We start from the raw sequence: 23,249 nt of genomic DNA, 5'->3' as shown, positions 1-23,249 counted from the left end.
TAACGATGATTACTACGTCTGCCTAATATCACTATCGATGATCTCACGCTGCCAACACGACAATAAAAAGCCACCAAACGCTCACTTTAGAAAACAATTTACGCTCGAACGCACATTTTTGAGCCGTTATTATTTAAAAAAAAAGTAACTATTGTAAATTACAGCGCATGAAGGATAACGCAATACCCTACATTACCCATCAAAAGGACTGACAATATGACAAGTTCCAAACCTAATGCGCTCGTCGGAGAATGTTTTGCGGAATTTATCGGTACTGGACTACTGATATTTTTTGGCGTTGGCTGTGTCGCTGCCCTGAAATTAACTGGCGCTAACTTTGGTCAATGGGAAGTCAGTATTATGTGGGGTCTTGGCGTTGCCATTGCTATTTATGTCACTGCTGGCGTTTCTGGTGCCCATTTAAATCCAGCGGTTACTATTGCGTTAGCCAGTTTCCATGGCTTCAATAAACGTAAAGTTTTTCCTTATATTATGGCGCAGGTATTAGGGGCTTTTGCCGCTGCCGCCTTAGTTTATGGGCTATACAGCAACTTATTTACGGACTATGAAGCCAGCCATAATATTGTTCGTGGTACGGTTGCCAGCCTTGATACCGCCTCTATTTTTTCAACATTCCCTCATCCATCATTAAGTTTTGGTGGTGCTTTCGCCGTTGAATTTACTATTACCGCAGTATTGATGTTTGCCATTTTAGCTATCGGTGATGATAAAAATGGAGCACCACGTGGTGCTATGGGGCCACTGCTTATTGGCTTATTAATTGCTGTTATTGGCGGTTCTTTAGGTCCACTTACCGGTTTTGCAATGAACCCTGCCCGTGATTTTGGCCCGAAACTACTGACCTTCTTTGCCGGTTGGGACACAGTGGCGCTCACTGGTGCTAAAGATATTCCTTACCTTATCGTCCCTATTCTGGCGCCAATTTGTGGTGCACTTTTTGGTGGCTGGGCCTACCCTAAACTGATTGGTATTTATCTACCGGGCAACAGATGTACGCTTCCAAATAAATGTGAAGGCAATACTGATACACCTGCAGTTGAAGCATAAAATTTAATCCATCAACACCATAAAAGAGGCATTACCTCGCCTCTCAATTAAAACTGACTCTATATAATAAAAGATAACGAGGAACTCATCATGACTACTGAACGAAAATATATTGTGGCGTTAGATCAAGGAACAACCAGTTCTCGAGCCGTTGTGCTCGACCACAATGCCAATATCGTTTGTTCGTCACAACGCGAATTCACTCAAATTTATCCTAAAGCAGGTTGGGTTGAACATGATCCTCTCGAAATTTATGCTACTCAAAGTTCAACCATGGTGGAGGCATTAGCTAAAGCGGGTATTCGTAGCGATCAAGTCGCTGCAATCGGTATTACTAACCAACGTGAAACCACCATTGTATGGAATAAAAAAACAGGTAAACCCGTCTATAACGCTATCGTATGGCAATGTCGCCGTACAGCCGATATGTGTGAAGAGTTAAAACAACAAGGCTTAACGGATTATATTCGTGAAGCCACAGGCTTAGTGGTTGATCCGTACTTCTCTGGCACTAAGGTAAAATGGATTCTAGATAACGTTGAAGGCGCGCGCGAACAAGCTGAAGCCGGCGAATTATTATTTGGTACTGTCGACACTTGGTTGATCTGGAAAATGACCCAAGGACGTGTATTTGTTACTGATTATACCAACGCCTCTCGTACCATGCTATTTAATATCAACACCTTACAATGGGATGAAAAATTACTTTCGGCATTGAATATTCCATTATCAATGATGCCAGAAGTTAAAGCCTCGTCTGAAGTCTACGGTCAAACTAATATTGGTGGTAAAGGCGGTACTCGTATTCCTATCGCAGGTATTGCGGGTGATCAACAAGCAGCATTATTTGGCCAAATGTGTGTATCAGCAGGCCAAGCTAAAAATACCTATGGCACCGGTTGTTTCTTATTAATGAATACTGGTAAAGAAAAAGTCACCTCCCATAATGGTCTGCTAACAACCCTTGCCTGTGGTCCTAAAGGTGACGTTGCCTATGCCCTTGAAGGTGCCGTTTTTATGGGAGGAGCTTCAGTTCAATGGCTACGAGATGAAGTTAAATTACTCAGTGATGCTAACGATTCAGAGTATTTTGCAGAAAAAGTCGGTAGTGCCAACGGCGTTTATGTCGTACCGGCCTTTACAGGTTTAGGTGCGCCTTATTGGGACCCGTATGCACGTGGGGCTATTGTTGGATTGACTCGCGGCGTTAATTCTAATCATATTATTCGCGCCACTCTTGAAAGTGTTGCTTATCAAACCCGTGATGTACTTGATGCGATGCAAGCGGATTCAGGCATTAAACTTGATATTTTACGGGTTGATGGTGGCGCTGTTGCCAATAACTTCTTAATGCAATTCCAAGCAGATATTTTAGCAACGGCAGTACATCGCCCTAAAGTTACTGAAGTCACCGCACTAGGGGCTGCGTACTTGGCGGGTCTAGCAATTGGTTTCTGGGATAGCATTGATGAACTACAACACAAATCACAATTAGATCGTAGCTTTACCCCATGTGACGACGATAAAAAACGCAATCGTCGCTACCGTGGTTGGCAACGTGCGGTTGAGTGTGCCAAAGGTTGGGCATTTGACGAAGAAGATGACGACGAATAAACCACGTTAATACCATCGAAGATCAGGCCTGCTCATAGTAGCGGGCCTTTTTTATTTCTATTACAACTACATAATCCTAATTCCGTTGCGTTAGATCATTAATCCACGGCCTAGACAATCTAATTTCTCACCGTGTTGATAGGCCAATTATGCTAGAATTTGCGCTGAATTTTTATACCCTTGAACCTACCGATTTCTATATCTGGAGTTATCATGAAAGGCGATTTAGCGATAGCATTTGCTCGTGTTACCGAAGGCGCAGCCCTTGCCGGCCATAAATGGTTAGGCCGTGGCGATAAAATTGCAGCAGACAATGCCGCAGTTGAAGTAATGCGCACCCTGCTTAACCACACTAATATCAACGGTGAGATTGTGATTGGTGAAGGTGAAATCGACGAAGCGCCAATGCTCTATATTGGTGAGCACGTAGGTTGTGGTGGTTGTGCGGTTGATATTGCCGTTGATCCTATCGAAGGCACGCGTATGACAGCAATGGGACAAAATAATGCCCTTGCAGTACTTGCCGCTGGTGAGAAAGGTAGCCTGCTAAAAGCACCAGATATGTACATGGAAAAATTGGTCGTTGGTCCACAAGCTAAAGGCGTTATCGATCTTGATAAACCCTTAGCTGACAACTTTGCCGCTATTGCTACAGCACTGAATAAACCACTAAGTGAACTGGTTGTTACTGTTCTGGCTAAACCTCGTCACGATCAACTTATCACTGAAATGCATGCCATGGGTGTGCGTGTCTTCGCTTTCCCTGATGGTGATGTTGCAGCTTCGATTCTTACGTGTATGCCAGAAAGTGATGTCGATGTAATGTACTGCATTGGTGGCGCACCTGAAGGTGTAGTTTCTGCCGCTGCGATTCGTGCATTAGGCGGTGATATGCAAGGCCGTTTACTGCCTCGCCATCAAGTAAAAGGCGACACTGAGGAAAATCGCCGTTTAGGTGAAATGGAAATTCGTCGTTGTGAAGAAATGGGCATTGAACCAAACACACTACTGCGCCTTGAAGACATGGCGCGTAGTAATGATGTGATCTTTGCCGGCACAGGGATTACTAAAGGTGATTTAGTTGAAGGTATTCAGCGCCAAGGTGATATCGCGACCACTGAAACACTATTGATTAGCGGCAAGTGCGGCACCATGCGCCGTATACAATCAAGCTATGACTTAAACCGTCAAGATGACGCAGTTAAGCAACATACGCTTTAACGTTATCAATAAAAAATGCACTTCGGTGCATTTTTTATCTCTCTGTCTGCCCTTCTGTCCATCCCCACCTATCTCTGATCATAAGTTCGTCGTTCTTAAACCTAAGAAGTCCTATTTTTAACGCACTATTATATTGTAAAGATATTGCTTTATTTAATAAGCTGATCCCATAATATAACAAGAGCAACAATGATGACTGATTATGAAAACTATTGAAAAAATCCTCTATCACATCAAATATGATGGTCCCGTTACAGCCAAAGTATTAGCTGATAAATTTCAGTTAACCACCATGGGTATTCGTCAACATCTACAATCGATGGAAGAACAAGGCTTAGTGGATGCTTATGATGTAAAAGTTAAAGTCGGCCGTCCAACGCGCCATTGGCAACTCACGTCTCAAGGCCACCAGCAATTTAGTAATCATCATGGCGAACTTGCCGTACAAACCCTAGAAGCCGTCAGTGATTTATTTGGTCAGCAAGGCCTACAAGCCATCATTGAAAAACGAGAACAACAAACATTAAGTCATTATCAGGCAGCCATTGCTGATTACTCTGATTTAAAAAGTAAACTCGTCGCACTTACAGAGTTACGTCAACATGATGGCTATATGGCAGAGCTAATCAGCGATGATAACGGCTTTTTATTAGTTGAAAATCATTGCCCAATTTGTCTTGCTGCAACTCGCTGCCCATCACTTTGCCACTCTGAGCTGGCTATTTTCCAACAACTATTAGGCGAGCAAACACATATTCAACGTCAAGAACATATTATTACAGGCCAAAGGCGCTGTGCTTATCGAATAACATCCAAATAACGAGGAGGCCACTATGGCTGATTGGATCCCTGCACAAGTTATTGCAAACCGTCACTGGAACCAAGACTTATTCAGTTTATCGCTACGGGCGAACATTGAACCGTTTAAAGCGGGACAATTTACTAAGCTTGGCATAATGAACGGTGATAACTTGATCCAACGCGCCTACTCGTTTGTAAACCCACCTCAAGATTCTGACATTGAAATTTACGCGACACGTGTCGCTGATGGTTTGTTATCACCTCGATTACATGCATTGCAAGCAGGCGATACCGTCCAAATATCAGCACGAGCCAGTGGCTTCTTTACCCTTGATGAAGTACCGATAGGTCAACATTTATGGCTGTTCGCAACGGGAACAGCAATTGGGCCTTATTTATCAATTTTAGGCCAAAAAGAAGTCTGGCATAAATACCGTAAAATTATTGTTATCCACGCGGTACGTTTTGCTGCCGATCTTAGTTACCAAGCTGAAATCAGTGCTCTCAAACAACAATATGGTGATCAGCTTATTGTGCAACCATTTGTTAGCCGCGAACCGGCCCCATTATGTTTGACAGGGCGCATACCACAAGCGATTGCTGATGGATTATTAGAACGTCACGTGGGTTTATACCTGACCCCTGAAAATAGCCAAGTTATGCTATGTGGTAATCCACAAATGGTACGTGACACTAAAGCGGTACTTGAAGCGAAAGGATTAACTAAAAATCTGCGTCGTAAGCCAGGACAGATTACCATGGAACACTACTGGTAATCCTTATTCTACCCTATATTGCACCTCATTGAGCCTGACAGCCTCGGGCTCAATCTCAACCATAATGAGAACACCATCGCTGCTAGCAACTATCATTATGATAGATCCTAAATCAAGGAATAGCGGATGCACTCATTGCCTGACTTCGACCAACTAGTACAACTGGCTACCACCGATCCCCACCAGTTTGCATTATTACGCCAACGGTTAATTGAACAAACTATTGCCCAAGCCAGCCCAAGTATGCAACCTCGATTACAGGCACAACAAAGCCATATCGATCGCCTCATTAGCCACGCTAAAAACCCACTCCATCGCAACATTTTATTGCAGCAACAATTACAGCACCAATTACAACGTTTCAATCAAGCACTCCAATCACAATCGCCACCACAGCAAGCAAAAATACTGCCATTAAAATGATAAAATCATTGGCTACCCTCGGCAGCATATTCCGCCAATACGTTACAAAAAAACGACAAAAAACTGCATATATTGAAATATTTTTCTATTTGTAGTTCACTTTTTATCTCGAAAAGGGTACAACCAAGCACATTAATGATTTTGAACAGTAAAAATTCAGTTCCGACTGGTATATTTTTACGTAGTTAAGTTAATTACGTCATTTAAATTTGGAGAAAAACTATGCGCCATCCTGTAGTTATGGGTAACTGGAAACTAAACGGTAGCAAAGAAATGGTTGTTGCTCTACTAAACGGTCTTAACGCTGAACTTGAAGGTGTTACAGGCGTAGACGTTGCAGTTGCTCCACCAGCACTTTTCATTGATCTTACTGAGCGTACGCTTACTGACGCTGGCAGCGCAATCATCCTAGGTGCTCAAAACTCTGACCTACACAACAGCGGTGCATTCACTGGCGACATGTCTCCAGCTATGCTTAAAGAATTTGGTGCTACTCATATCATCATCGGTCACTCTGAGCGTCGTGAATACCACCACGAGTCAGACGAATTTGTTGCTAAGAAATTCGCATTCCTAAAAGAAAATGGTTTAACACCTGTTCTTTGTATCGGCGAAACTGATGCACAAAACGAAGCTGGCGAAACAATGGCTGTTTGTGCACGTCAAATTGACGCTGTAATCAACACTCAAGGCGTTGAAGCTCTTGAAGGTGCTATCATCGCTTACGAACCAATCTGGGCTATCGGTACTGGTAAAGCAGCTACAGCTGAAGATGCACAACGCATTCACGCAGCAATCCGTGCTCACATTGCAGAGAAATCTGAAGCAGTAGCTAAGAACGTTGTTATCCAATACGGTGGTTCTGTTAAGCCTGAAAATGCTGCAGCTTACTTCGCACAACCAGACATCGATGGTGCTCTAGTTGGCGGCGCAGCACTTGACGCGAAAAGCTTTGCAGCTATCGCTAAAGCAGCAGCTGAAGCAAAAAAATAATCTTTCTTAATGATTGATGAAATCAAGGTCACCTACGGGTGGCCTTTTTATTATCACAAATAAAGTACAGCATCAAAAAAATCACCCAATAAAAAAAGGCCGATATAAATATCGACCTTAATGATTTCAGTATCTTTTATAACGTAATTTTAGAACAGCTTTTCAGCCAACTCATATAAATCGTTACGTACTGGACGACGCATATTTTCAATCGCATCGATAATGTCATGGTGAACCAGTTTTTCACATTGAATACCAACGCAACGACCGCCTTCACCTTGCTGTAGTAACTCAACCGCATATGCACCCATACGAGATGCTAATACACGGTCAAATGCATCAGGCTGACCACCACGTTGAATATGGCCTAATACTGTTGCGCGAGTCTCTCGACCGGTTTCAGCTTCAATGAATTTAGCCAGTGCGTTAACATCTGTCATTAATTCAGTGATAGCGATAATCGCGTGTTTCTTACCTTTCGCGATACCTCGCTTGATATGCGCAATCAGTTGATCTTTATCAAGACCAGTTTCAGGAGTAATGATGTACTCACAACCACCAGCAATTGCAGACATTAGTGTTAGATCACCACAATGGCGACCCATTACTTCAACAATTGAAATACGTTGATGAGAAGATGACGTATCACGTAAACGGTCAATAGCGTCGATAACAGTGTTCATTGCTGTCATGTAACCGATAGTGTAATCAGTACCCGCAACATCATTATCAATCGTACCTGGAATACCAATACAAGGGTAACCCATTTCAGTTAGCTTCTTCGCACCCATGTATGAGCCGTCGCCACCGATAACAACCAATGCATCAATACCGTGCAATTTCAGATTCTCAATCGCTTTTTCACGAATTTCCACTTCACGGAATTCAGGAAAACGAGCTGAACCTAAAAATGTACCGCCTTTGTTAATTACATCAGATACACTTTGACGATCAAGTTTTTTAATACAGTTATTATATAGGCCATGGTAGCCATCAAAAATACCGTAAACTTCTAGATCTTCTGTCAACGCTGCACGAACTACGCCGCGAACCGCTGCATTCATACCAGGTGCGTCACCACCACTGGTCAAAACACCAATCTTCTTAATCATGGTTACCCTCTGACTTTGGGAATTGAAAAATCAAATCCAACACGACATACCGAGGTTCCCCTTCTCGATATCACAATCAATACTTATCAGACTGTGTTCGTGAAAACTGAAATTTTCCTACTTATGTAGAAGTATTACAATTTAAATGGAATATTTTGTTGATTCATATCACGCTAGCACATCACTTTCCCGTCATCGATACTTATCATCCGTCATCATGATTATTGTAATAATTTTTTGAATAAACCAATCATAACTAACAATCGCGGGTACCGTTAATGGTTGCAGAAATGTAGACAATAGCTAATATCACGCAGTATAGCTGTTTTATGATAAAAATTAATAACAAAACCTACCATAAAAATACAATCACTGCTTTATTCTGAGGCTATTTCAGAGTAAAGATCTTAAAAAATCGCCGAATAATAAACTTAATATCCAAAACAAAAAAAGCCATAGTAAAGACTATGGCTAATGGATGGCGTCGAACGCTTATCTATTGATGTTTAGTGGCTATTTTTAGCCTCTAATCGCATTACATGCTTTTCAGCTCGCTGTTGCTGTAGTTCAGCATATTTCTGCTTCTGCTCTGGCGTTAAAATATTAAGCATCTTATGACGCTGCTCTAGCATTGCCACACGGCGTTCAACTTGTTGCTGTGACATCTTTTCAGCAATGGCACGTACTGCTGATTCATCAAAATTACTCGCTAATACCAATTTATCTAATTGCTGACGCTCAGCCAACATCGTTTTATGATTCTCTACTCGCAGTGCTTGATGTGCGCTACGATTCGCTTGGCGTAACGTTTTCATTTCTTGTTGTTGGGCAGCAGTAAGATCTAACTGACTAAAAATTTTTCCACCATGATGATCTTTCATCATACGACCTTGGTGATCTTGATGATCTTGGCCTGCAAATGCAGACATAGAACCCATTGCTAATGGCAATGCCATTGCGATAACAAGTGTTTTATTAAATATTTTCATCGTTGTTTCTCCAGCACTATCATTGAATAAATTGCCATCGTATATGGCTTGGTAGTTATCATAACGGCTGGAAAGTAAAATGCTGTCTAGCAAACGTAAACTAGCGTAAAGCTAATGCAGCTTAACTTGGCGTACCAGCAAAGATTAGCGATACTAAGCCAACTTGATTGAATAACCACCTTTGCATCTCAGGACACCATTATGGCAAAAATTCTCTTAGTTGATGACGATATAGAACTGACCGCACTCCTTAAAGATATTCTTGAACTAGAAGGGTTTGAGGTAGAAGAAGCGAATAATGGTCTTGAAGGGCTAGCAAAAATCGACAACAGTATTGATTTAATCTTACTTGATGTGATGATGCCAAAAATGAATGGCACTGAAATGTTGCGCCGTTTACGAGAAAAACACACCACTCCGGTGATGATGTTAACTGCCAAAGGTGATGAAATTGATCGCGTACTCGGACTTGAACTCGGCGCTGATGATTATTTACCTAAGCCCTTTAGTGATCGTGAATTACTGGCGCGTATGCGAGCGGTGCTAAGACGCACTCAGCCAAATACCGAAACAAAAGCCAATCACAGTGAATGCCTTATTTATCAAGATCTCACCATTTATCCTGGTCGACAAGAAGTACTATACAATCAACAACCGATTGAAATGACGGGTACTGAATTCGCTCTTTTAAGCTATTTTGTACAACACCCAGGTAAGATTATTGCAAAAGAAGAGTTAAGTCTTGAAGTGCTCGGCAAACGCTTTGCTCAATTTGATCGCGCAATAGATATGCACGTTTCAAATTTACGTAAAAAATTACCTATGCGTAGCGATGGTAAACCGCTAATAAAAACCTTGCGTGGTAAAGGTTATTTATTAATTGAGGCTATATAATGAAAATCCCCGGGTTTACTCACCTTTATGGGCGTATTTTCGCTATTTTCTGGACCACATTATTAGTGGTCGTCATCACTCTCGTCTTGATGTTTCAATATGATCCACGCTCAGTACAAACGATACCAGATCATCAATTAGTGCGTTTTCAATCTCAAGCAGAGCAAATCAATCAACGTTTAAATACACCCTCGCCATCAAGTCATACTAGCCTTATTGCACGAATAAAAAACCTGACACATCGTCGAGATAACCATCGTAGCCAACTTTATTTTACAACCATTGATGGCGATATTATTGCGCCACAAAAACACACTAAAGCACTGCGTAATTTTATTACGATTGCCGATAATCCAAGTAAACCTCAACAACGACTTTATGGACGCTGGCTCATTGCGGGTCCATTTGAGATTACCACTGAACAACAATCATTGTATATGTATCGTGGTCAGGTATGGCGCGGCTCTCCGCCCTTCTTCGTTCAAATAATGGATAAACCCTTTAAATTATTATTAGTTACGATGTTAGTCAGTACGCCTTTTTTATTATGGCTGGCGTGGGCTGTCACCCGCCCAGCACGACGCTTACAACAAGCAGCTGAACGGGTAGCTCGCGGAGAATTTGAAGCGGATCCGACCTTAGAACAAGGACCTCAAGAGTTTAAACAAGCGGGAGCCAGTTTTAATCAAATGGTCGATGCACTTAACAATATTATTAGCGGTCAACAACGGTTGTTATCTGATATTTCACATGAATTACGCTCCCCCTTAACGCGATTACGTATGGCGACAGCTTTAGCACAACGCAAACAAGGTCAAAGTAACGAACTATCCCGCATTGATACTGAAGCAGAACGATTAGAAAAAATGATCAGTGAGCTATTAGAGTTATCTCGTATGCAGGTCAATAGTCATCAACAACAACAAATCATCGACAGTCACAGCTTATGGTATGAAATGTTGGAAGATGCCCGCTTTGAAGCAGAACAACACCATAAAACATTAACCTATAATCAACTTCAAGCTTGGCCATTAAAAGGTAACCCAAATTTATTAATCAGTGCCTTAGAAAACGTTATTCGTAATGCAATTAAATATGGCAATAACGTTATTGAAGTTACCTTTACGCCTCAGCAACAGCAATTACTGATCACCATTGATGATAATGGTGAAGGTGTGCCTAATAATGAACTTGATGATATTTTTAGGCCCTTTTATCGCGTTTCAACTGCACGCGATCGTAGTAGTGGTGGTACGGGCTTAGGACTCGCAATAACAGAAAGTGCACTACGGCAGCATAGTGGTAATATCAAAGCAACATCAAGTCCATTAGGTGGTTTACGGATCAGTATGACACTCCCTTTAGCCCGTTAAAGCACAAGGTTAACCTTACTCATAAAGATGATTGCTTGTTGCCGTTACGCTTGTCACAATATGACCTCTTTTTGCACCAAAATGAAGCTGAATAACTATGTTTGATATTGCGTTATATGAACCTGAAATCGCCCCCAACACTGGCAATATTATTCGCCTTAGTGCTAATTGTGGTGCCAACTTACATTTAATTGAGCCACTTGGATTTGATTTAGAAGAGAAGAAATTACGTCGGGCGGGTTTAGACTATCACGATCTAACCCATGTTTACCGCCATAAAAACTTTGATGCATTTATGGAAGCGATGGCGGGACGTCGTATTTTTGCTTGTACGACTAAAACCACTAACTACCATGTTAATGCGAAATTTGGCGAAGGTGATGTGTTACTTTTTGGTCCTGAAACCCGTGGTTTACCCGCTGAATTTATTGCCAGCCTACCATTGGAACAACGACTTCGTATTCCAATGCAACCCGATAGCCGCAGCTTAAATCTTTCAAATGCTGTCGCGATTATTGCCTTTGAAGCATGGCGTCAATTAGATTTCAATGGCTCTATTTAGCATTTTTAATCAATAAACACCAAAAAGGCGATCATTCGATCGCTTTTTTATACATGAAATTAATGACTTATAAGTTAATAATTAATCAATCACTGTCACTTAGTCAATATGATTAAACACGTCATCACTACCATTAAATTGTTGATCCATCTCAGTTGCCGGCTTTGCCGTTTTAGGTCGTCCAACAATAATTGCGGGTACACCAGCAACCGTTGTATGCGGTGGTACTGGTTCTAATACCACCGAGCATGCGCCAATTTTAGCCCCAGCACCAACTTCAATATTGCCCAGTACTTTAGCTCCGGCACCGATCATTACCCCTTGACGAATTTTAGGGTGACGATCACCACTTTCTTTACCTGTACCGCCTAACGTCACATCTTGCAAAATCGATACTTCATCTTCGATTACTGTCGTTTCACCAATGACGATCCCTGTTGCGTGGTCAAACATGATACCGCAACCGATCTGTGCTGCAGGATGAACATCGACCTGACAAGCCACGGATATTTGATTTTGTAAATATACCGCGAGTGCTTTACGGTTTTGCTTCCATAGCCAATTAGCTACGCGATACCCCTGCAAAGCATGACAACCTTTAAGGTAAAGTAATGGAATAGAGTAAGCATTAATGGCGGGATCGCGCTCAACAACCGCACGAATATCACAAGCGGCAGCTTCAACAATATTACTATCGCTAACGAATGCTTCTTCTATTACCTCACGTACTGCCATTGCAGGCATCGAGGGTGTTGCCAGTTTATTGGCTAAGATATAACTCAATGCTGACGCTAAATTTTCATGCTTGATAATAGTGGCATGATAAAAGCTAGCAAGCATAGGTTCTTGTTCTGCTTGCTGTCGTGCTTCTTGCTCAATCGCTAGCCATAATTGATATTGCTGACATTCCTTCACGAGTCCCTTGGCCCCACTTCTTTATATTAATCAAACCAATGCCATCATTAATCATCAATTAATCGGCGCTTTAATAGGGTATACGTTACACAATCAAAATACTGAACGTTATTGTATTTTAGTACAGTTATAAAAAATAACGCGAGCCTAAGCTCGCGTTATTTTATAGATATCAGTTATCACCCTCAACAAGCAACTTTATTCGTACTTTTTCTCACGTGCGAGTAAATCTTTTGCTGCTTCTCGAGCGTCTTTACCAAGATAAAGTACTTGATAAATTTGTTCGGTAATTGGCATTTCAACCTGATGGCGTTGTGCTAATAACCACACTTCTTTGGTATTACGATAACCTTCAACTACTTGACCAATATCTTGCTGAGCTTGTTCAACACTGCAACCATGACCGAGCGCTAAACCAAAGCGGCGATTACGGGACTGATTATCAGTACATGTCAAAACTAAATCACCCAAACCTGCCATTCCCATAAAGGTTTCTGGTTGCGCGCCAAGTGCGGCTCCCAAACGGCACATTTCAGCTAAACCACGGGTAATTAACGCAGTACGAGCATTGGCACCAAAGCCAATACCATCAGACATTCCTGCACCAATCGCGATCACATTTTTAACTGCGCCGCCCAGCTGCATTCCAATAAAATCACTGTTGCTATAGACACGGAATGTCTTATCACAATGAATTTTTTGTTGTAAATCAGCCACAAAATCAGTATCAGGTGAAGAAACAGCAATCGCAGTAGGCATACCTGCAGCTAACTCTTTTGCAAAAGTTGGCCCAGACAATACTGCAAGTGGTATTTGATCACCCAACACCTCAACCGCAACATCTTTAAGTAGACGCCCTGTATCAGGTTCTAACCCCTTTGTTGCCCAACAGATACGAGAATCTGGACGCAAGAAAGGTTTAATTTGTGCTAATACGCCACCAAAAACATGGCTTGGTACAACGACTAACACATCACGACTACCTTGAATGGCTGCTTGCAAGTCTGACGTTAAAATCAACGACTCAGGGAAGCTTACTCCAGGAAGAAACGCTTCATTGGCACGATCGATTTCCAATTGCGCCATATGGTGTGGCTCATGACCCCACAAAATGACATTGGCACCATTTCTGGCTAATGCAATTGCTAATGCTGTCCCGTAAGATCCAGCGCCTAACACTGCCATCGAAATCGTATTATTAACGTTCATCATATTGGTCACTTTTACAAATTAAGCTTCTGAATTAGCAGTATTTGCTTCAGCTTGGTTTTCTAGGTAGTTCATGAATAAAGCATCAAAGTTTACTGGTGCTAGATTCAATTGTGGGAACGTACCTTTAACCACTAAGCTAGAAATTGTTTCACGTGCATACGGGAATAGGATATTCGGGCAGAATGCACCTAGGCAATGTGCTAATTGTGGTGCTTCCATACCAGCAATAGTGAAAATACCACCTTGCTGAACTTCACATAGGAATGCATTTTCTTCTTCGTTCTTAACCGTTACAGTTAGACGAAGTACCACTTCATATACACCTTCAGCTAATTCACGGCTTTGAGTATCAAGATCCAATTTCACATCAGGATTCCATTCTTTTTGGAAAACGTCTGGTGAATTTGGCGCTTCAAAAGACACATCTTTTAGGAATACGCGTTGAATTTGGAAGTTTTGTTGTGCTTCGGTATTTGCTGCTTCAGCCATTTTTGGAGTCCTTTATAAATACTCGCTACCACGAGTTATTAATTATACTGCAACTGTGCATTCCACAGGCTGCATCAATTTACATCGTCATTCCACATTCATAACACTGCAAAATCACATCGAATAAAATTATTTTTTCTTGCTTGCAACAAGCGGTAAGTTAGCTTCATTCCAAGCAATAAGACCGTCTTTTAAAACATTAACGTTAGTAAAACCATCTTTACTTAGTTGATTTGCAGTCTCTTGTGCTACTTGACCCGTCTTACATATAACAATAATTGGGGCAGCTTTGTGTTTTTCAAGCTCTGGTGTGTTTTGACGTTGAATTTGACTTGGCAAAATGTGAACTGAACCTACAATATGACCTTTACGGAACTCATCTCGGCTACGAATATCAAGGAACACGCCCTCTTCGTTGTTTACTAATGCCGTCGCTTCATTAATGCCAATTGTTTTATATTTAGCATTTTTCTCTTTTACCATCATGCTAATTAGTGCGATAACAATACCAATCCAAGCCAATGATAAAACAGGATTACTGGTTAAAAATTCAATATATTGATGCATTTACTTTACTCTGTTGTCATGGTTCGCTATCGCAAACCATGATATTACGGTTTAAAAAAATGACTGTGAGTATACCTAGGTTGCTGATCTTGTAACAGCGACCTTGAGTATAAAAGCTTATTGACTGATGACCTATCAATGAAATAGAAAAAAACTGTGATCCAGAGCTTACACTTTAATGAATAAATGCCTATATTCGACGGGGAGTACAAACAAGTAAGCAATGATTTAGTTGCATCTACTGCTACTGCTTTAATGTGCTTTTGTAGTAAAATCGTGATAATTATTATATCAATTACCTTAAAGGTGTTTAGGACACTGAGCCTATTAAGGTAATTGATGTATTTTATTTAATTCGAAGAGGGACAGAATATGTCTGCGAAGAAACCACTTGCACTTGTTATTTTAGATGGTTGGGGCTACCGCGAAGATAACTCAAATAATGCGATTGCAAACGCTAATACACCCGTAATGGATGCGTTAATGGTGAACAATCCCAATACGCTTATCGCAGCGTCAGGCCTAGAAGTGGGTCTACCTGAAGGTCAAATGGGTAACTCTGAAGTGGGCCATACCAATATTGGTGCTGGCCGTGTGGTATACCAAGATCTTACTCGTATCACTAAAGCCATTGGCGATGGTGAATTCTTTGAAAATGAAGCGCTTGTTAATGCTATTGATAAAGCAGTAAATACAGGTAAAGCGGTTCATATTCTAGGTCTTGTTTCTCCAGGTGGCGTACACAGCCACGAAGACCACATTGCAGCAGCAATTGAAATGGCTGCTAACCGTGGTGCAGAGAAAATTTATCTACATGCATTCCTTGATGGTCGTGATACACCGCCACGTAGCGCACAGCACTCACTAGAGCGTTTCGATGCCCTATTTGCAAAACTAGGTAAAGGTCGTACAGCTTCTCTTGTAGGTCGTTACTACGCAATGGATCGTGATAACAACTGGGATCGCGTTGAAGTTGCTTACAACTTACTAACTGCAGCTAAAGGTGAATTTACTTTTACTAATGCAACAGATGGTCTAACCGCCGCTTACGAGCGCAGCGAAAACGATGAGTTCGTTAAAGCAACGGAACTACGTGCTGAAGGCCAAGAAGCAGCAATCATGGCTGATGGCGATAGCGTTATCTTTATGAACTACCGCGCTGACCGTGCACGTGAAATCACTCGTACATTTGAGCCTAACTTCACTAGCTTTGCTCGTGCTCAGTTTCCTCAATTAGCTGATTTCGTAATGCTAACGCAATATGCTGCAGACATTGAGCTAACCACTGCTTTCGCACCAGCAAGCCTAGAAAACACATTAGGTGAGTGGCTATCGAAGAAAGGTAAAAAACAGCTACGTATTTCTGAAACAGAAAAATACGCACACGTGACTTTCTTCTTTAACGGTGGTAAAGAAGACGAATTTGACGGGGAGTCTCGTTCACTTGTCGCATCACCAAAAGTAGCAACTTACGATCTTCAACCTGAAATGAGCTCACCTGAACTGACTGAAAAATTAGTTGCTGCAATTAAGAGCGGCGAATTTGACGTTATTATCTGTAACTACCCTAACGGTGACATGGTTGGTCACACTGGCGTTTACGATGCTGCTGTTAAAGCGTGTGAAGCACTAGACAGCTGTATTGGTCAAGTTGTAGCAGCGATTAAAGAAATGGATGGCCAGTTATTAATTACGGCCGATCACGGTAACGCAGAAATGATGGTTAATCCTGAAACAGGTGGCATTCATACTGCACACACTAACTTACCCGTACCATTAATTTACGTGGGTAATAAAAACCTCGATCTTAAGCCTAACGGTAAGCTATCTGACCTAGCACCAACTATGCTATCACTAACAGATATTGAAATCCCTGCAGAGATGTCTGGTCAGGTGCTATACAATCTGAAATAATTATCCCATGCGGGATATTATTAATAGACACCTCAACCTAAAAATCCGCGCCAGTGCTTTATGCACTGGCGCTTTTCTATGCGTGGTATTTGCAGCCCCATGTGCAGCATCCAGTCAAAAACAGCTTGATGGCGTAAAACAGGAAATATCACGCCAAAAAAATCAACTGAATAGTAAACAGCAAAACTATGCTGTCTTACAAAAACAACTTAAACAACACGAACTGGATATCGCTCAAACTGCCAATAAAATCCACCAAACTAATAACCAATTGACAACAATAACTCAGTCAATATCCAAGTTAGAACAGCAACAACAGCAACTACAAAAACAGCAACTACAACAAATAGGGGTATTAAAAACGCTAATCAATGCGCAATACCGCCAAGGAAATAATAGTGATCTAGCTAATCTACTCAGTGGCGAAAATACGGCAAAATTAGACCGTATGACAACCTATGCCGAGTATGTCAGTAAAGCACGCGCCTCCGCTATTGATTCACTGGATGCGACCAAGACAGAATTACAGCTTAAAATCCATACCCTTGCAGAACAAAAAGCTGAACGCCAACAAGCATTAGCTAAACTTAAGAAGCAAAAACAACAACTTGATAGTCAACAACAATCACGTCAACAAACACTAAATAAAATAAAATCACAAATCCATACCAGCACCGAAGCACTCGCTGATTTGCGAGCGGATGAGAAAAACATGCTCAAGGCGATAGCAAAAGCGAAAGCTGAAGCCATTGCACGAGCAAAAGCTGAAGCAGCTGCACGCGCAAAAGCTGAAGCTCAAGCTCAAGCCCGTATTGCTGCAGCGAAAGAAGCGAAAGCCAGAGCGATTGCAGAAGCACAAGCAAAACAACTCAAAGCACGCTACGCTAAAATGGAAGTACCAATGAATGGCCTCGCTCGCTATAAAGGCAAACTGCAATGGCCTCTTCGCGGACCGATCATTCATAATTATGGCGCGCCATTACAACGTGAGCTGCACTGGAAAGGGATGGTGATTAGTCAACCAGTTGGTAGCCAAGTAAAGGCAATATACTCAGGTAAAGTGGTCTTTGCCGATTGGCTACGTGGCTACGGTTTAATGATCGCAATTGATCACGGTAAAGGTGATATGAGTTTCTATGGCTATAACCAAACACTACTCAGAAAGATCGGTGATTCGGTACAAGCTGGTGAACCAATAGCCTTAGTCGGTGACAGTGGTGGCCAAGAACAACCCGGATTATATTTCCAAATCCGTCGTAAAGGTACGCCAGTCAATCCTAGACCATGGCTAACACGCTAAATTAAGCGCTTAAACGAAAAAGGTTGGCTCATAGCCAACCTTTTTTATGATAATTCGTTAGTGGTGATCTTTTGCTCTTGTTTTAAATACTGCTGTTCTTGTTCTAAATAATAGTATTGCAATGTTGCTACCCGTTGCTGACCTAACTCTGTTGCTAATGGTCGCACAATATTCAACATTTGTTGGACACCGTGGTAAATCACCGTTTGAGTAATTTTAGCCCCAGCCACTTGAGTGGTTTGATAGCTTATCCAAGATGACGCGACTAATTTTAGTGTATCCGCCAACACTTTAAGATCAACATCGGCCAATGCAAGTAAACCTGCATCACGAAAATTAATCATTATTTGACTAATATTAACCTGAAGTTGAGTCTGCACCGCCAAATATTTATCTTGAAGCACAGTATCTCGACGTAAAATATCAGGTAAATTGGCATAGAAGAAACGGTAACGCCACATCAATAAAAATACCGCATCGAGATAACGCAACAAGCTCGCCTCAATGGTTTCTACCACATCAACAGGTTCAAAACTAACTTTTAAATCAATAGCATACTGATCAAAAATACAATGAATAATTTGATCTTTATTACGAAAGTGATAATACAAATTACCAGGGCTAATTCCTAAATCAGCAGCAATATGGTTAGTGGTAACATTGGGTTCACCATCTTCATTAAACAACGCTAATGCTGCATGAATAATTCGATCACGGGTTTTCATTTTATTGTCATCCTTCGCCCTTGCAGTGAATATAATGTTATCATAATTTGGTGTTTATCAGCTTAGTAAGGCATTAAAAACCATGCCATTATTTCATTCGATAAAATAGTAACCGTCTTCATTAAGTGAATGATTTATTACTACGGATACACAAGCTTAATCGTTAACTACGTTGTCATTTTCTCTACTGCTTAATTAAAGGTAGAATATAAACAAGACGACCGTAATAATAACTAAATCATAAGTACTCAAATACATGGTGGCAGATATTCGCCAACACTATAACTTTGTGAGATAGATGTAATTCATATGACTAAAAACCATTACGACAAGCAAGCATATAACCCTCAGTTTGAGTGGTCTTTTGTTCACCCGCGTTATTGGGGAACATGGCTCGCAGTGATGATTGCCTCACTATTGAGCTTACTGCCTCATGGTGCACGACGTTCATTAGCGACTGTTTTTGCAAAACAAGCTATCAAACTAAAAAGTGGTGCCAATCATCGCGCGCGCGTCAACCTAAAGATGTGTTTTCCTGAGAAATCAGACGCCGAACGCGAACATATTTTATTACAAAATCTGATCACTGCTGGCAGTTTTCTGTCTGGATTCGCATCACTATCAGTGCGTAATAAAGCGTGGCTTGAGCAACATACGGTTATTCGCGGTATGGAAAACCTCACCAGCCTTACTGAGCAGCAGCAAAGTGTCATTTTATTGGTGCCTCATACTTGGGCAATTGATATTCCAGCAGTACTGCTGGCATCGCGAGGCTTGCCAGTTTCAGCAATGGCAAAAAAACAAAAGAATCCAGTTTCAGATTGGCTTATGCATCGCCAACGAGTGCAATACGGTGGCCGTGTTTATGAACGCAGTGGCGGTATTAAGCCGTTTATTAAGTCTATTCGAGAAGGCTATTTAGGTTACTACTTACCAGATGAAGACTTAGGTCCAGAGCACAGTGTATTCGTTGATTTCTTTGGTACCACCAAAGCGACAATGGCAGGTCTTGGTCGCTTATCAAAATTAAGCCGCGCTAAAATTGTACCGTTATTTGCAATGTACAACAGTGAAACTGGCATGTATGAATTGGACTTTTATCCTGCGCTGCCCTTCCCAGCAGAGACAGAAGAACAAGATGCGCGCATGATGAACCAATGTATTGAACAATATGTTAACCAACGTCCAGAGCAATATATGTGGATTCTACGCTTGTTGAAAACACGTCCAAATAATGATGAACAGCCTTATAATTGAGAATGACATGTTTAAAAAGCATTTAGTTAATGGATTAATATTATTACCTTTTATTTGGCTATCTACCGGGATGCTAATATTACGTAATGGTGATAAAACCATGGTAGCCATGATTATTATATCCTTAATAACTACAATCGTTGTTTATGGCTTAACAACGCTAAAACGTAACCTATCAACCAATAAAATGCTATGGTTACAGCTTATAATATGCAGCTACTTTCTATTTTCATACTATTATCACGGTTTAAGCTCGCGAGAAATAAGAACCTTTATTGCAGCTTCACTATTTCTAGCAGCTTTCCCTTCATCACTATTAACAAGAAAGATTGTTATTATTTTCACTATAATCAGTGCTGGTGTTAGTTTTTGTTATGCTTTTTATTTCACATTTTACCTCGGATTAGGACGATCTTGGCCGTTAAATCCTATACCTTACGGTACAATGCTGGCTGCTATAAGTCTCATCGCACTAAGTCTGTGTTTAACATCAATAAATAATAAAGAAAAAGTAGTGACATTCTTGGCCTTTATTCTAAGCGGCTATGGCTTAATAATGTCAGAAAGTAGAGGTGTATGGCTTGGTTTTATTTTTTCTCTCGCTAGTATATTTGTTTTTTTCATTACGACTAAAAAGATCGTAATCACTTGGCGTAGTGTTGTAATTGCTCTTATTTTAATTAGTGGTATTTCAATTATAAGTAAACCTTTAATTTCTCAACGGTTATCACAAACACACCAAGAATATAATGATATTCAATCGGGAGATTTAAATACTTCAATTGGATTGCGATTACAAATGTGGCTTTCCGCACCAATGCTAATTGAGCATCACGAACTATTGGGTCAAGGTAATCAATATTTAACCTCATTAGATAACCTGTATCATCAAGGCCGTATATCTCAATCATTATACAAAGCACAACCGCCTCATTTTCATAATCAATATGTAGATTATATTGTTAAAAAAGGAATTATTGGCTTAATACTGCTGCTTTGTCTTTTAATATTACCATTACGCTTATTAAAAAATGCGTCGACATTACAACACTATATAACCATAAGTTTAGTGTCTTTATTTGCTGTCGCGTCTTTAACTGATGTTCCGTTTAATCACGGACAAACTATTTTTATGTATATTTTTTGGCTTGGGTGTTTTATAACAACCTCAAACAATGAGCATGTAAACCATGACTAATATTTTTATTATTAATATTCCATCATCAGTACATCGAAAGGAAAATATCAGTCAACAATTAGATCAATTAGGCCTGAATTATACCTTTTTTGATGCGGTTAATGGTCATAAAGATAATCATCCGCTATTTGCTATGTATGATGATCAATTAAGCCAAGCCTATCGAGGAAAATCCCTGAGTAAAGGACAATTGGGTTGTTATGCTAGTCATTATTTATTATGGCAAAAATGTGTTGAATTAAATCATCCAATTATTATTTTAGAAGATGATGCTCTTATTTACCCTGATCCGTTTATGGATATTGTGAATAATATGGCATTACTAACAAAAAAATATGAATGTATTCGCCTTTTCGATAATAAAAGACCTAGCTTTTTCAAGCTTAAACAAATGATTTTATCTCACACTAGCATTTATAAATTCAGTAAAGGTCATATGAGTGCAACCGGGTATTTACTCACCCCTTCAGGTGCAAAAAAACTCCTAGAATATTCAAATAAATGGTATATGGCCGTCGACATTTACATGGATCGATTTTGGATCAATCAATTAGAATGCTATGGCACAGTACCTGCTTGCTTAACTAATGACCCTGTTTTTGATTCTGATATTGGTTATGGCAAAAAAGCACCGCGCAATTTACGTTGTAAAATAAAACGTGAAATCTTTAATCTTAAAGAATTAATGCGCCGTGAGTTTTCCAACATTAAGTTCATCCTTAAAATGACATTCAAGAGATAACAATGAAAATTCTAGTTGCTAGCTCATATAACCATGCATGGAACAGCGTTCGTCCTGAGGCGGAAATGTTTATCCAAATGGTGAAGCAAGGACATCAAGTAACAGTAGCCACTCAAGGTGATGCTGACTACGTCGCTCGCTTTCGAGATCATGGCATAACGGTCATTGATTGTTATCCAACCAAAAAAATCTGCCCTAAAACCATACGTACATTGCACCATGAACTTAAAACTGGTAAATACGATATTTGCTATGGTTTTAATTCAAAAACAATTCCTAATGCGGCTTTTGCTTGTATTGGCACCAAAGCAAAGATGATCACTTATCGTGGAACAACGGGAGGATTATATCGCCATGATCCTACCGCCTACCTCACTCATCTTCATCCTAAAGTTCAAGGCGTTATTTGTGTCTCAAATGCTGTCCGTGATGATGTGCGCCAACATGTTCTTTGTAATCCAGATAATGTCGTGACGATTTATAAAGGCCATCAATTAGCATGGTATAACGTTGCTCCAACCACACGTGCTAGTTTTAATCTTACCGATGATGACATTATCGCCGTGTGTGCCGCACATGTAAGACCAAGTAAAGGCATATCGGTACTAATTGAAGCGACCCATCATATAAAGAACCCTAATTTTCATCTATTACTTATCGGTAGTGGTTTTGAACCACATTTTGATGAAATAAAACAAAGCCCAATGGCTGAACGAATCCATATTATTGGTCATCGTCAGGATGTTCCCTCTATTATGGCGATGGCTGATTTTCAAGTGCAGCCATCAATCAGTGGCGAAGGTCTGCCACGCACAATTATAGAAGCGATGGCAAATGGTACCACGTCTGTCGTCACGACAACGGGTGGCTCACCTGAATTAGTTGATGATGGCAAGACTGGATATGTGGTTCCTGTTGGTAATGCGGCCGCATTTGCAGCAGCGATGAATAAACTGATCAATGATAAAAATAAAATTCAACAGTTTAGTCTCGCAGCAAAAGAAAAATTAGACCATGAATTTAATGCCACAGAAACAGTACGCAACCATATCGCATATTTTAACCATATCCTTCAACAACAAAAATAATAAAGGCTGCAATTAT

General features: G+C 40.7%; 23 protein-coding genes. 16 read left to right on the top strand and 7 right to left on the bottom strand.

Going from position 1 to position 23,249, the window contains the following annotated elements:
• The first annotated feature begins 216 nt into the window (after nt 1-216).
• The 7 genes from Q0V26_RS01670 (at nt 217) to tpiA (ending at nt 6,896) form a co-directional block, all read left to right on the top strand.
• A complete protein-coding gene (locus Q0V26_RS01670) occupies nt 217-1,068 on the top strand; it encodes an MIP/aquaporin family protein (protein WP_297475214.1) in 852 nt (283 codons plus the stop codon).
• 90 nt (nt 1,069-1,158) lie between these two features.
• A complete protein-coding gene (glpK, locus tag Q0V26_RS01665; protein ID WP_297475212.1) occupies nt 1,159-2,682 on the top strand; it encodes a glycerol kinase GlpK in 1,524 nt (507 codons plus the stop codon).
• Between the two features lie 213 nt (nt 2,683-2,895).
• The gene (gene glpX, locus Q0V26_RS01660) at nt 2,896-3,903 is read left to right on the top strand and encodes a class II fructose-bisphosphatase (protein ID WP_297475210.1); all 1,008 of its coding nucleotides are present in this window, start codon (nt 2,896-2,898) and stop codon (nt 3,901-3,903) included.
• Nucleotides 3,904-4,105: 202 nt separating this feature from the next.
• Nucleotides 4,106-4,723 carry a metalloregulator ArsR/SmtB family transcription factor gene (locus tag Q0V26_RS01655; protein ID WP_297475208.1) on the top strand — a complete coding sequence of 206 codons (618 nt, stop codon included), beginning with the start codon at nt 4,106-4,108 and terminating at the stop codon, nt 4,721-4,723.
• 13 nt (nt 4,724-4,736) lie between these two features.
• Nucleotides 4,737-5,480, top strand: a complete 744-nt coding sequence (locus Q0V26_RS01650; protein ID WP_297475206.1) for a ferredoxin--NADP reductase — start codon at nt 4,737-4,739, stop codon at nt 5,478-5,480.
• 126 nt (nt 5,481-5,606) lie between these two features.
• The gene (locus Q0V26_RS01645) at nt 5,607-5,903 is read left to right on the top strand and encodes a DUF3135 domain-containing protein (RefSeq protein WP_297475204.1); all 297 of its coding nucleotides are present in this window, start codon (nt 5,607-5,609) and stop codon (nt 5,901-5,903) included.
• 222 nt (nt 5,904-6,125) lie between these two features.
• The gene (gene tpiA / locus Q0V26_RS01640) at nt 6,126-6,896 is read left to right on the top strand and encodes a triose-phosphate isomerase (RefSeq protein ID WP_297475203.1); all 771 of its coding nucleotides are present in this window, start codon (nt 6,126-6,128) and stop codon (nt 6,894-6,896) included.
• 149 nt (nt 6,897-7,045) lie between these two features.
• Here the strand turns inward: tpiA and pfkA are convergent, their stop codons facing one another.
• Nucleotides 7,046-8,008, bottom strand: coding sequence for a 6-phosphofructokinase (gene pfkA, locus Q0V26_RS01635; RefSeq protein ID WP_297475201.1), 963 nt, complete (start codon nt 8,006-8,008; stop codon nt 7,046-7,048).
• A 506-nt stretch (nt 8,009-8,514) separates the two neighbouring features.
• The gene (locus Q0V26_RS01630) at nt 8,515-8,997 is read right to left on the bottom strand and encodes a Spy/CpxP family protein refolding chaperone (RefSeq protein WP_297475199.1); all 483 of its coding nucleotides are present in this window, start codon (nt 8,995-8,997) and stop codon (nt 8,515-8,517) included.
• Between the two features lie 201 nt (nt 8,998-9,198).
• On the opposite strand from Q0V26_RS01630, the gene Q0V26_RS01625 reads away from it, so the two are divergent.
• The 3 genes from Q0V26_RS01625 to Q0V26_RS01615 all read left to right on the top strand — a co-directional run bounded on the left by Q0V26_RS01625 (nt 9,199) and on the right by Q0V26_RS01615 (nt 11,826).
• Nucleotides 9,199-9,891, top strand: a complete 693-nt coding sequence (locus tag Q0V26_RS01625; protein ID WP_080158782.1) for a response regulator — start codon at nt 9,199-9,201, stop codon at nt 9,889-9,891.
• Nucleotides 9,891-11,264 (top strand): envelope stress sensor histidine kinase CpxA, encoded by a 1,374-nt coding sequence (gene cpxA / locus Q0V26_RS01620; RefSeq protein ID WP_297475196.1) that lies wholly within the window; start codon nt 9,891-9,893, stop codon nt 11,262-11,264. The genes Q0V26_RS01625 and cpxA overlap by 1 nt, the downstream gene beginning before the upstream one ends.
• 97 nt (nt 11,265-11,361) lie before the next feature.
• The gene (locus Q0V26_RS01615) at nt 11,362-11,826 is read left to right on the top strand and encodes a tRNA (cytidine(34)-2'-O)-methyltransferase (protein ID WP_080158784.1); all 465 of its coding nucleotides are present in this window, start codon (nt 11,362-11,364) and stop codon (nt 11,824-11,826) included.
• Between the two features lie 99 nt (nt 11,827-11,925).
• Here Q0V26_RS01615 and cysE read toward each other — a convergent pair whose 3' ends face one another.
• From cysE to Q0V26_RS01595, 4 genes are all read right to left on the bottom strand, one after another.
• The gene (cysE, locus tag Q0V26_RS01610) at nt 11,926-12,741 is read right to left on the bottom strand and encodes a serine O-acetyltransferase (RefSeq protein WP_297475194.1); all 816 of its coding nucleotides are present in this window, start codon (nt 12,739-12,741) and stop codon (nt 11,926-11,928) included.
• A gap of 198 nt (nt 12,742-12,939) precedes the next feature.
• Nucleotides 12,940-13,953, bottom strand: a complete 1,014-nt coding sequence (gpsA, locus tag Q0V26_RS01605) for an NAD(P)H-dependent glycerol-3-phosphate dehydrogenase (protein ID WP_297475192.1) — start codon at nt 13,951-13,953, stop codon at nt 12,940-12,942.
• 18 nt (nt 13,954-13,971) lie between these two features.
• Complete coding sequence (secB, locus tag Q0V26_RS01600; protein WP_080174336.1) at nt 13,972-14,442, bottom strand: protein-export chaperone SecB; 471 nt, start codon at nt 14,440-14,442, stop codon at nt 13,972-13,974.
• 129 nt (nt 14,443-14,571) lie between these two features.
• Nucleotides 14,572-15,009 (bottom strand): rhodanese-like domain-containing protein, encoded by a 438-nt coding sequence (locus Q0V26_RS01595; RefSeq protein WP_080158786.1) that lies wholly within the window; start codon nt 15,007-15,009, stop codon nt 14,572-14,574.
• 372 nt (nt 15,010-15,381) lie between these two features.
• Between Q0V26_RS01595 and gpmM the strand changes: the two genes are divergently transcribed.
• Together gpmM and envC are read left to right on the top strand one after the other, a co-directional pair.
• Nucleotides 15,382-16,923, top strand: a complete 1,542-nt coding sequence (gene gpmM / locus Q0V26_RS01590; protein ID WP_297475185.1) for a 2,3-bisphosphoglycerate-independent phosphoglycerate mutase — start codon at nt 15,382-15,384, stop codon at nt 16,921-16,923.
• A 7-nt stretch (nt 16,924-16,930) separates the two neighbouring features.
• Complete coding sequence (gene envC / locus Q0V26_RS01585) at nt 16,931-18,223, top strand: murein hydrolase activator EnvC (RefSeq protein WP_297475183.1); 1,293 nt, start codon at nt 16,931-16,933, stop codon at nt 18,221-18,223.
• Between the two features lie 44 nt (nt 18,224-18,267).
• On the opposite strand, the gene Q0V26_RS01580 is transcribed toward envC, so the two are convergent.
• Entirely contained in the window at nt 18,268-18,948 is a 681-nt protein-coding gene (locus Q0V26_RS01580; protein WP_297475181.1) for a TetR/AcrR family transcriptional regulator, read from the bottom strand.
• 309 nt (nt 18,949-19,257) lie between these two features.
• On the opposite strand from Q0V26_RS01580, the gene lpxM reads away from it, so the two are divergent.
• Genes lpxM through Q0V26_RS01560 form a run of 4 tightly spaced genes read left to right on the top strand, consistent with a single transcriptional unit; the run spans nt 19,258 to nt 23,233 of the window.
• A complete protein-coding gene (lpxM, locus tag Q0V26_RS01575; RefSeq protein WP_297475179.1) occupies nt 19,258-20,205 on the top strand; it encodes a lauroyl-Kdo(2)-lipid IV(A) myristoyltransferase in 948 nt (315 codons plus the stop codon).
• A gap of 7 nt (nt 20,206-20,212) precedes the next feature.
• Nucleotides 20,213-21,403 carry an O-antigen ligase family protein gene (locus Q0V26_RS01570; protein ID WP_297475177.1) on the top strand — a complete coding sequence of 397 codons (1,191 nt, stop codon included), beginning with the start codon at nt 20,213-20,215 and terminating at the stop codon, nt 21,401-21,403.
• Nucleotides 21,396-22,145 (top strand): glycosyltransferase family 25 protein, encoded by a 750-nt coding sequence (locus Q0V26_RS01565; RefSeq protein WP_297475175.1) that lies wholly within the window; start codon nt 21,396-21,398, stop codon nt 22,143-22,145. The genes Q0V26_RS01570 and Q0V26_RS01565 overlap by 8 nt, the downstream gene beginning before the upstream one ends.
• Nucleotides 22,146-22,147: 2 nt before the next feature.
• The gene (locus Q0V26_RS01560; protein WP_297475173.1) at nt 22,148-23,233 is read left to right on the top strand and encodes a glycosyltransferase family 4 protein; all 1,086 of its coding nucleotides are present in this window, start codon (nt 22,148-22,150) and stop codon (nt 23,231-23,233) included.
• Nucleotides 23,234-23,249: the final 16 nt, after the last annotated feature.

This window comes from uncultured Photobacterium sp. (assembly GCF_947039875.1).
Taxonomy (GTDB): Bacteria; Pseudomonadota; Gammaproteobacteria; order Enterobacterales; family Vibrionaceae; genus Photobacterium.
The sequence above is the reverse complement of the archived record's forward strand: the minus strand, read 5'-3'. Positions and strand labels throughout refer to the sequence as shown.

Bases quoted from the DNA above. Each gene is read 5' to 3' on its own strand.
- Q0V26_RS01670 (WP_297475214.1), top strand. From the start codon at position 217: ATGACAAGTTCCAAACCTAATGCGCTCGTCGGAGAATGTTTTGCGGAA.
- glpK (WP_297475212.1), top strand. From the start codon at position 1,159: ATGACTACTGAACGAAAATATATTGTGGCGTTAGATCAAGGAACAACC.
- glpX (WP_297475210.1), top strand. From the start codon at position 2,896: ATGAAAGGCGATTTAGCGATAGCATTTGCTCGTGTTACCGAAGGCGCA.
- Q0V26_RS01655 (WP_297475208.1), top strand. From the start codon at position 4,106: ATGAAAACTATTGAAAAAATCCTCTATCACATCAAATATGATGGTCCC.
- Q0V26_RS01650 (WP_297475206.1), top strand. From the start codon at position 4,737: ATGGCTGATTGGATCCCTGCACAAGTTATTGCAAACCGTCACTGGAAC.
- Q0V26_RS01645 (WP_297475204.1), top strand. From the start codon at position 5,607: ATGCACTCATTGCCTGACTTCGACCAACTAGTACAACTGGCTACCACC.
- tpiA (WP_297475203.1), top strand. From the start codon at position 6,126: ATGCGCCATCCTGTAGTTATGGGTAACTGGAAACTAAACGGTAGCAAA.
- pfkA (WP_297475201.1), bottom strand. From the start codon at position 8,008: ATGATTAAGAAGATTGGTGTTTTGACCAGTGGTGGTGACGCACCTGGT.
- Q0V26_RS01630 (WP_297475199.1), bottom strand. From the start codon at position 8,997: ATGAAAATATTTAATAAAACACTTGTTATCGCAATGGCATTGCCATTA.
- Q0V26_RS01625 (WP_080158782.1), top strand. From the start codon at position 9,199: ATGGCAAAAATTCTCTTAGTTGATGACGATATAGAACTGACCGCACTC.
- cpxA (WP_297475196.1), top strand. From the start codon at position 9,891: ATGAAAATCCCCGGGTTTACTCACCTTTATGGGCGTATTTTCGCTATT.
- Q0V26_RS01615 (WP_080158784.1), top strand. From the start codon at position 11,362: ATGTTTGATATTGCGTTATATGAACCTGAAATCGCCCCCAACACTGGC.
- gpsA (WP_297475192.1), bottom strand. From the start codon at position 13,953: ATGATGAACGTTAATAATACGATTTCGATGGCAGTGTTAGGCGCTGGA.
- secB (WP_080174336.1), bottom strand. From the start codon at position 14,442: ATGGCTGAAGCAGCAAATACCGAAGCACAACAAAACTTCCAAATTCAA.
- Q0V26_RS01595 (WP_080158786.1), bottom strand. From the start codon at position 15,009: ATGCATCAATATATTGAATTTTTAACCAGTAATCCTGTTTTATCATTG.
- gpmM (WP_297475185.1), top strand. From the start codon at position 15,382: ATGTCTGCGAAGAAACCACTTGCACTTGTTATTTTAGATGGTTGGGGC.
- envC (WP_297475183.1), top strand. From the start codon at position 16,931: ATGCGGGATATTATTAATAGACACCTCAACCTAAAAATCCGCGCCAGT.
- Q0V26_RS01580 (WP_297475181.1), bottom strand. From the start codon at position 18,948: ATGAAAACCCGTGATCGAATTATTCATGCAGCATTAGCGTTGTTTAAT.
- lpxM (WP_297475179.1), top strand. From the start codon at position 19,258: ATGACTAAAAACCATTACGACAAGCAAGCATATAACCCTCAGTTTGAG.
- Q0V26_RS01570 (WP_297475177.1), top strand. From the start codon at position 20,213: ATGTTTAAAAAGCATTTAGTTAATGGATTAATATTATTACCTTTTATT.
- Q0V26_RS01565 (WP_297475175.1), top strand. From the start codon at position 21,396: ATGACTAATATTTTTATTATTAATATTCCATCATCAGTACATCGAAAG.
- Q0V26_RS01560 (WP_297475173.1), top strand. From the start codon at position 22,148: ATGAAAATTCTAGTTGCTAGCTCATATAACCATGCATGGAACAGCGTT.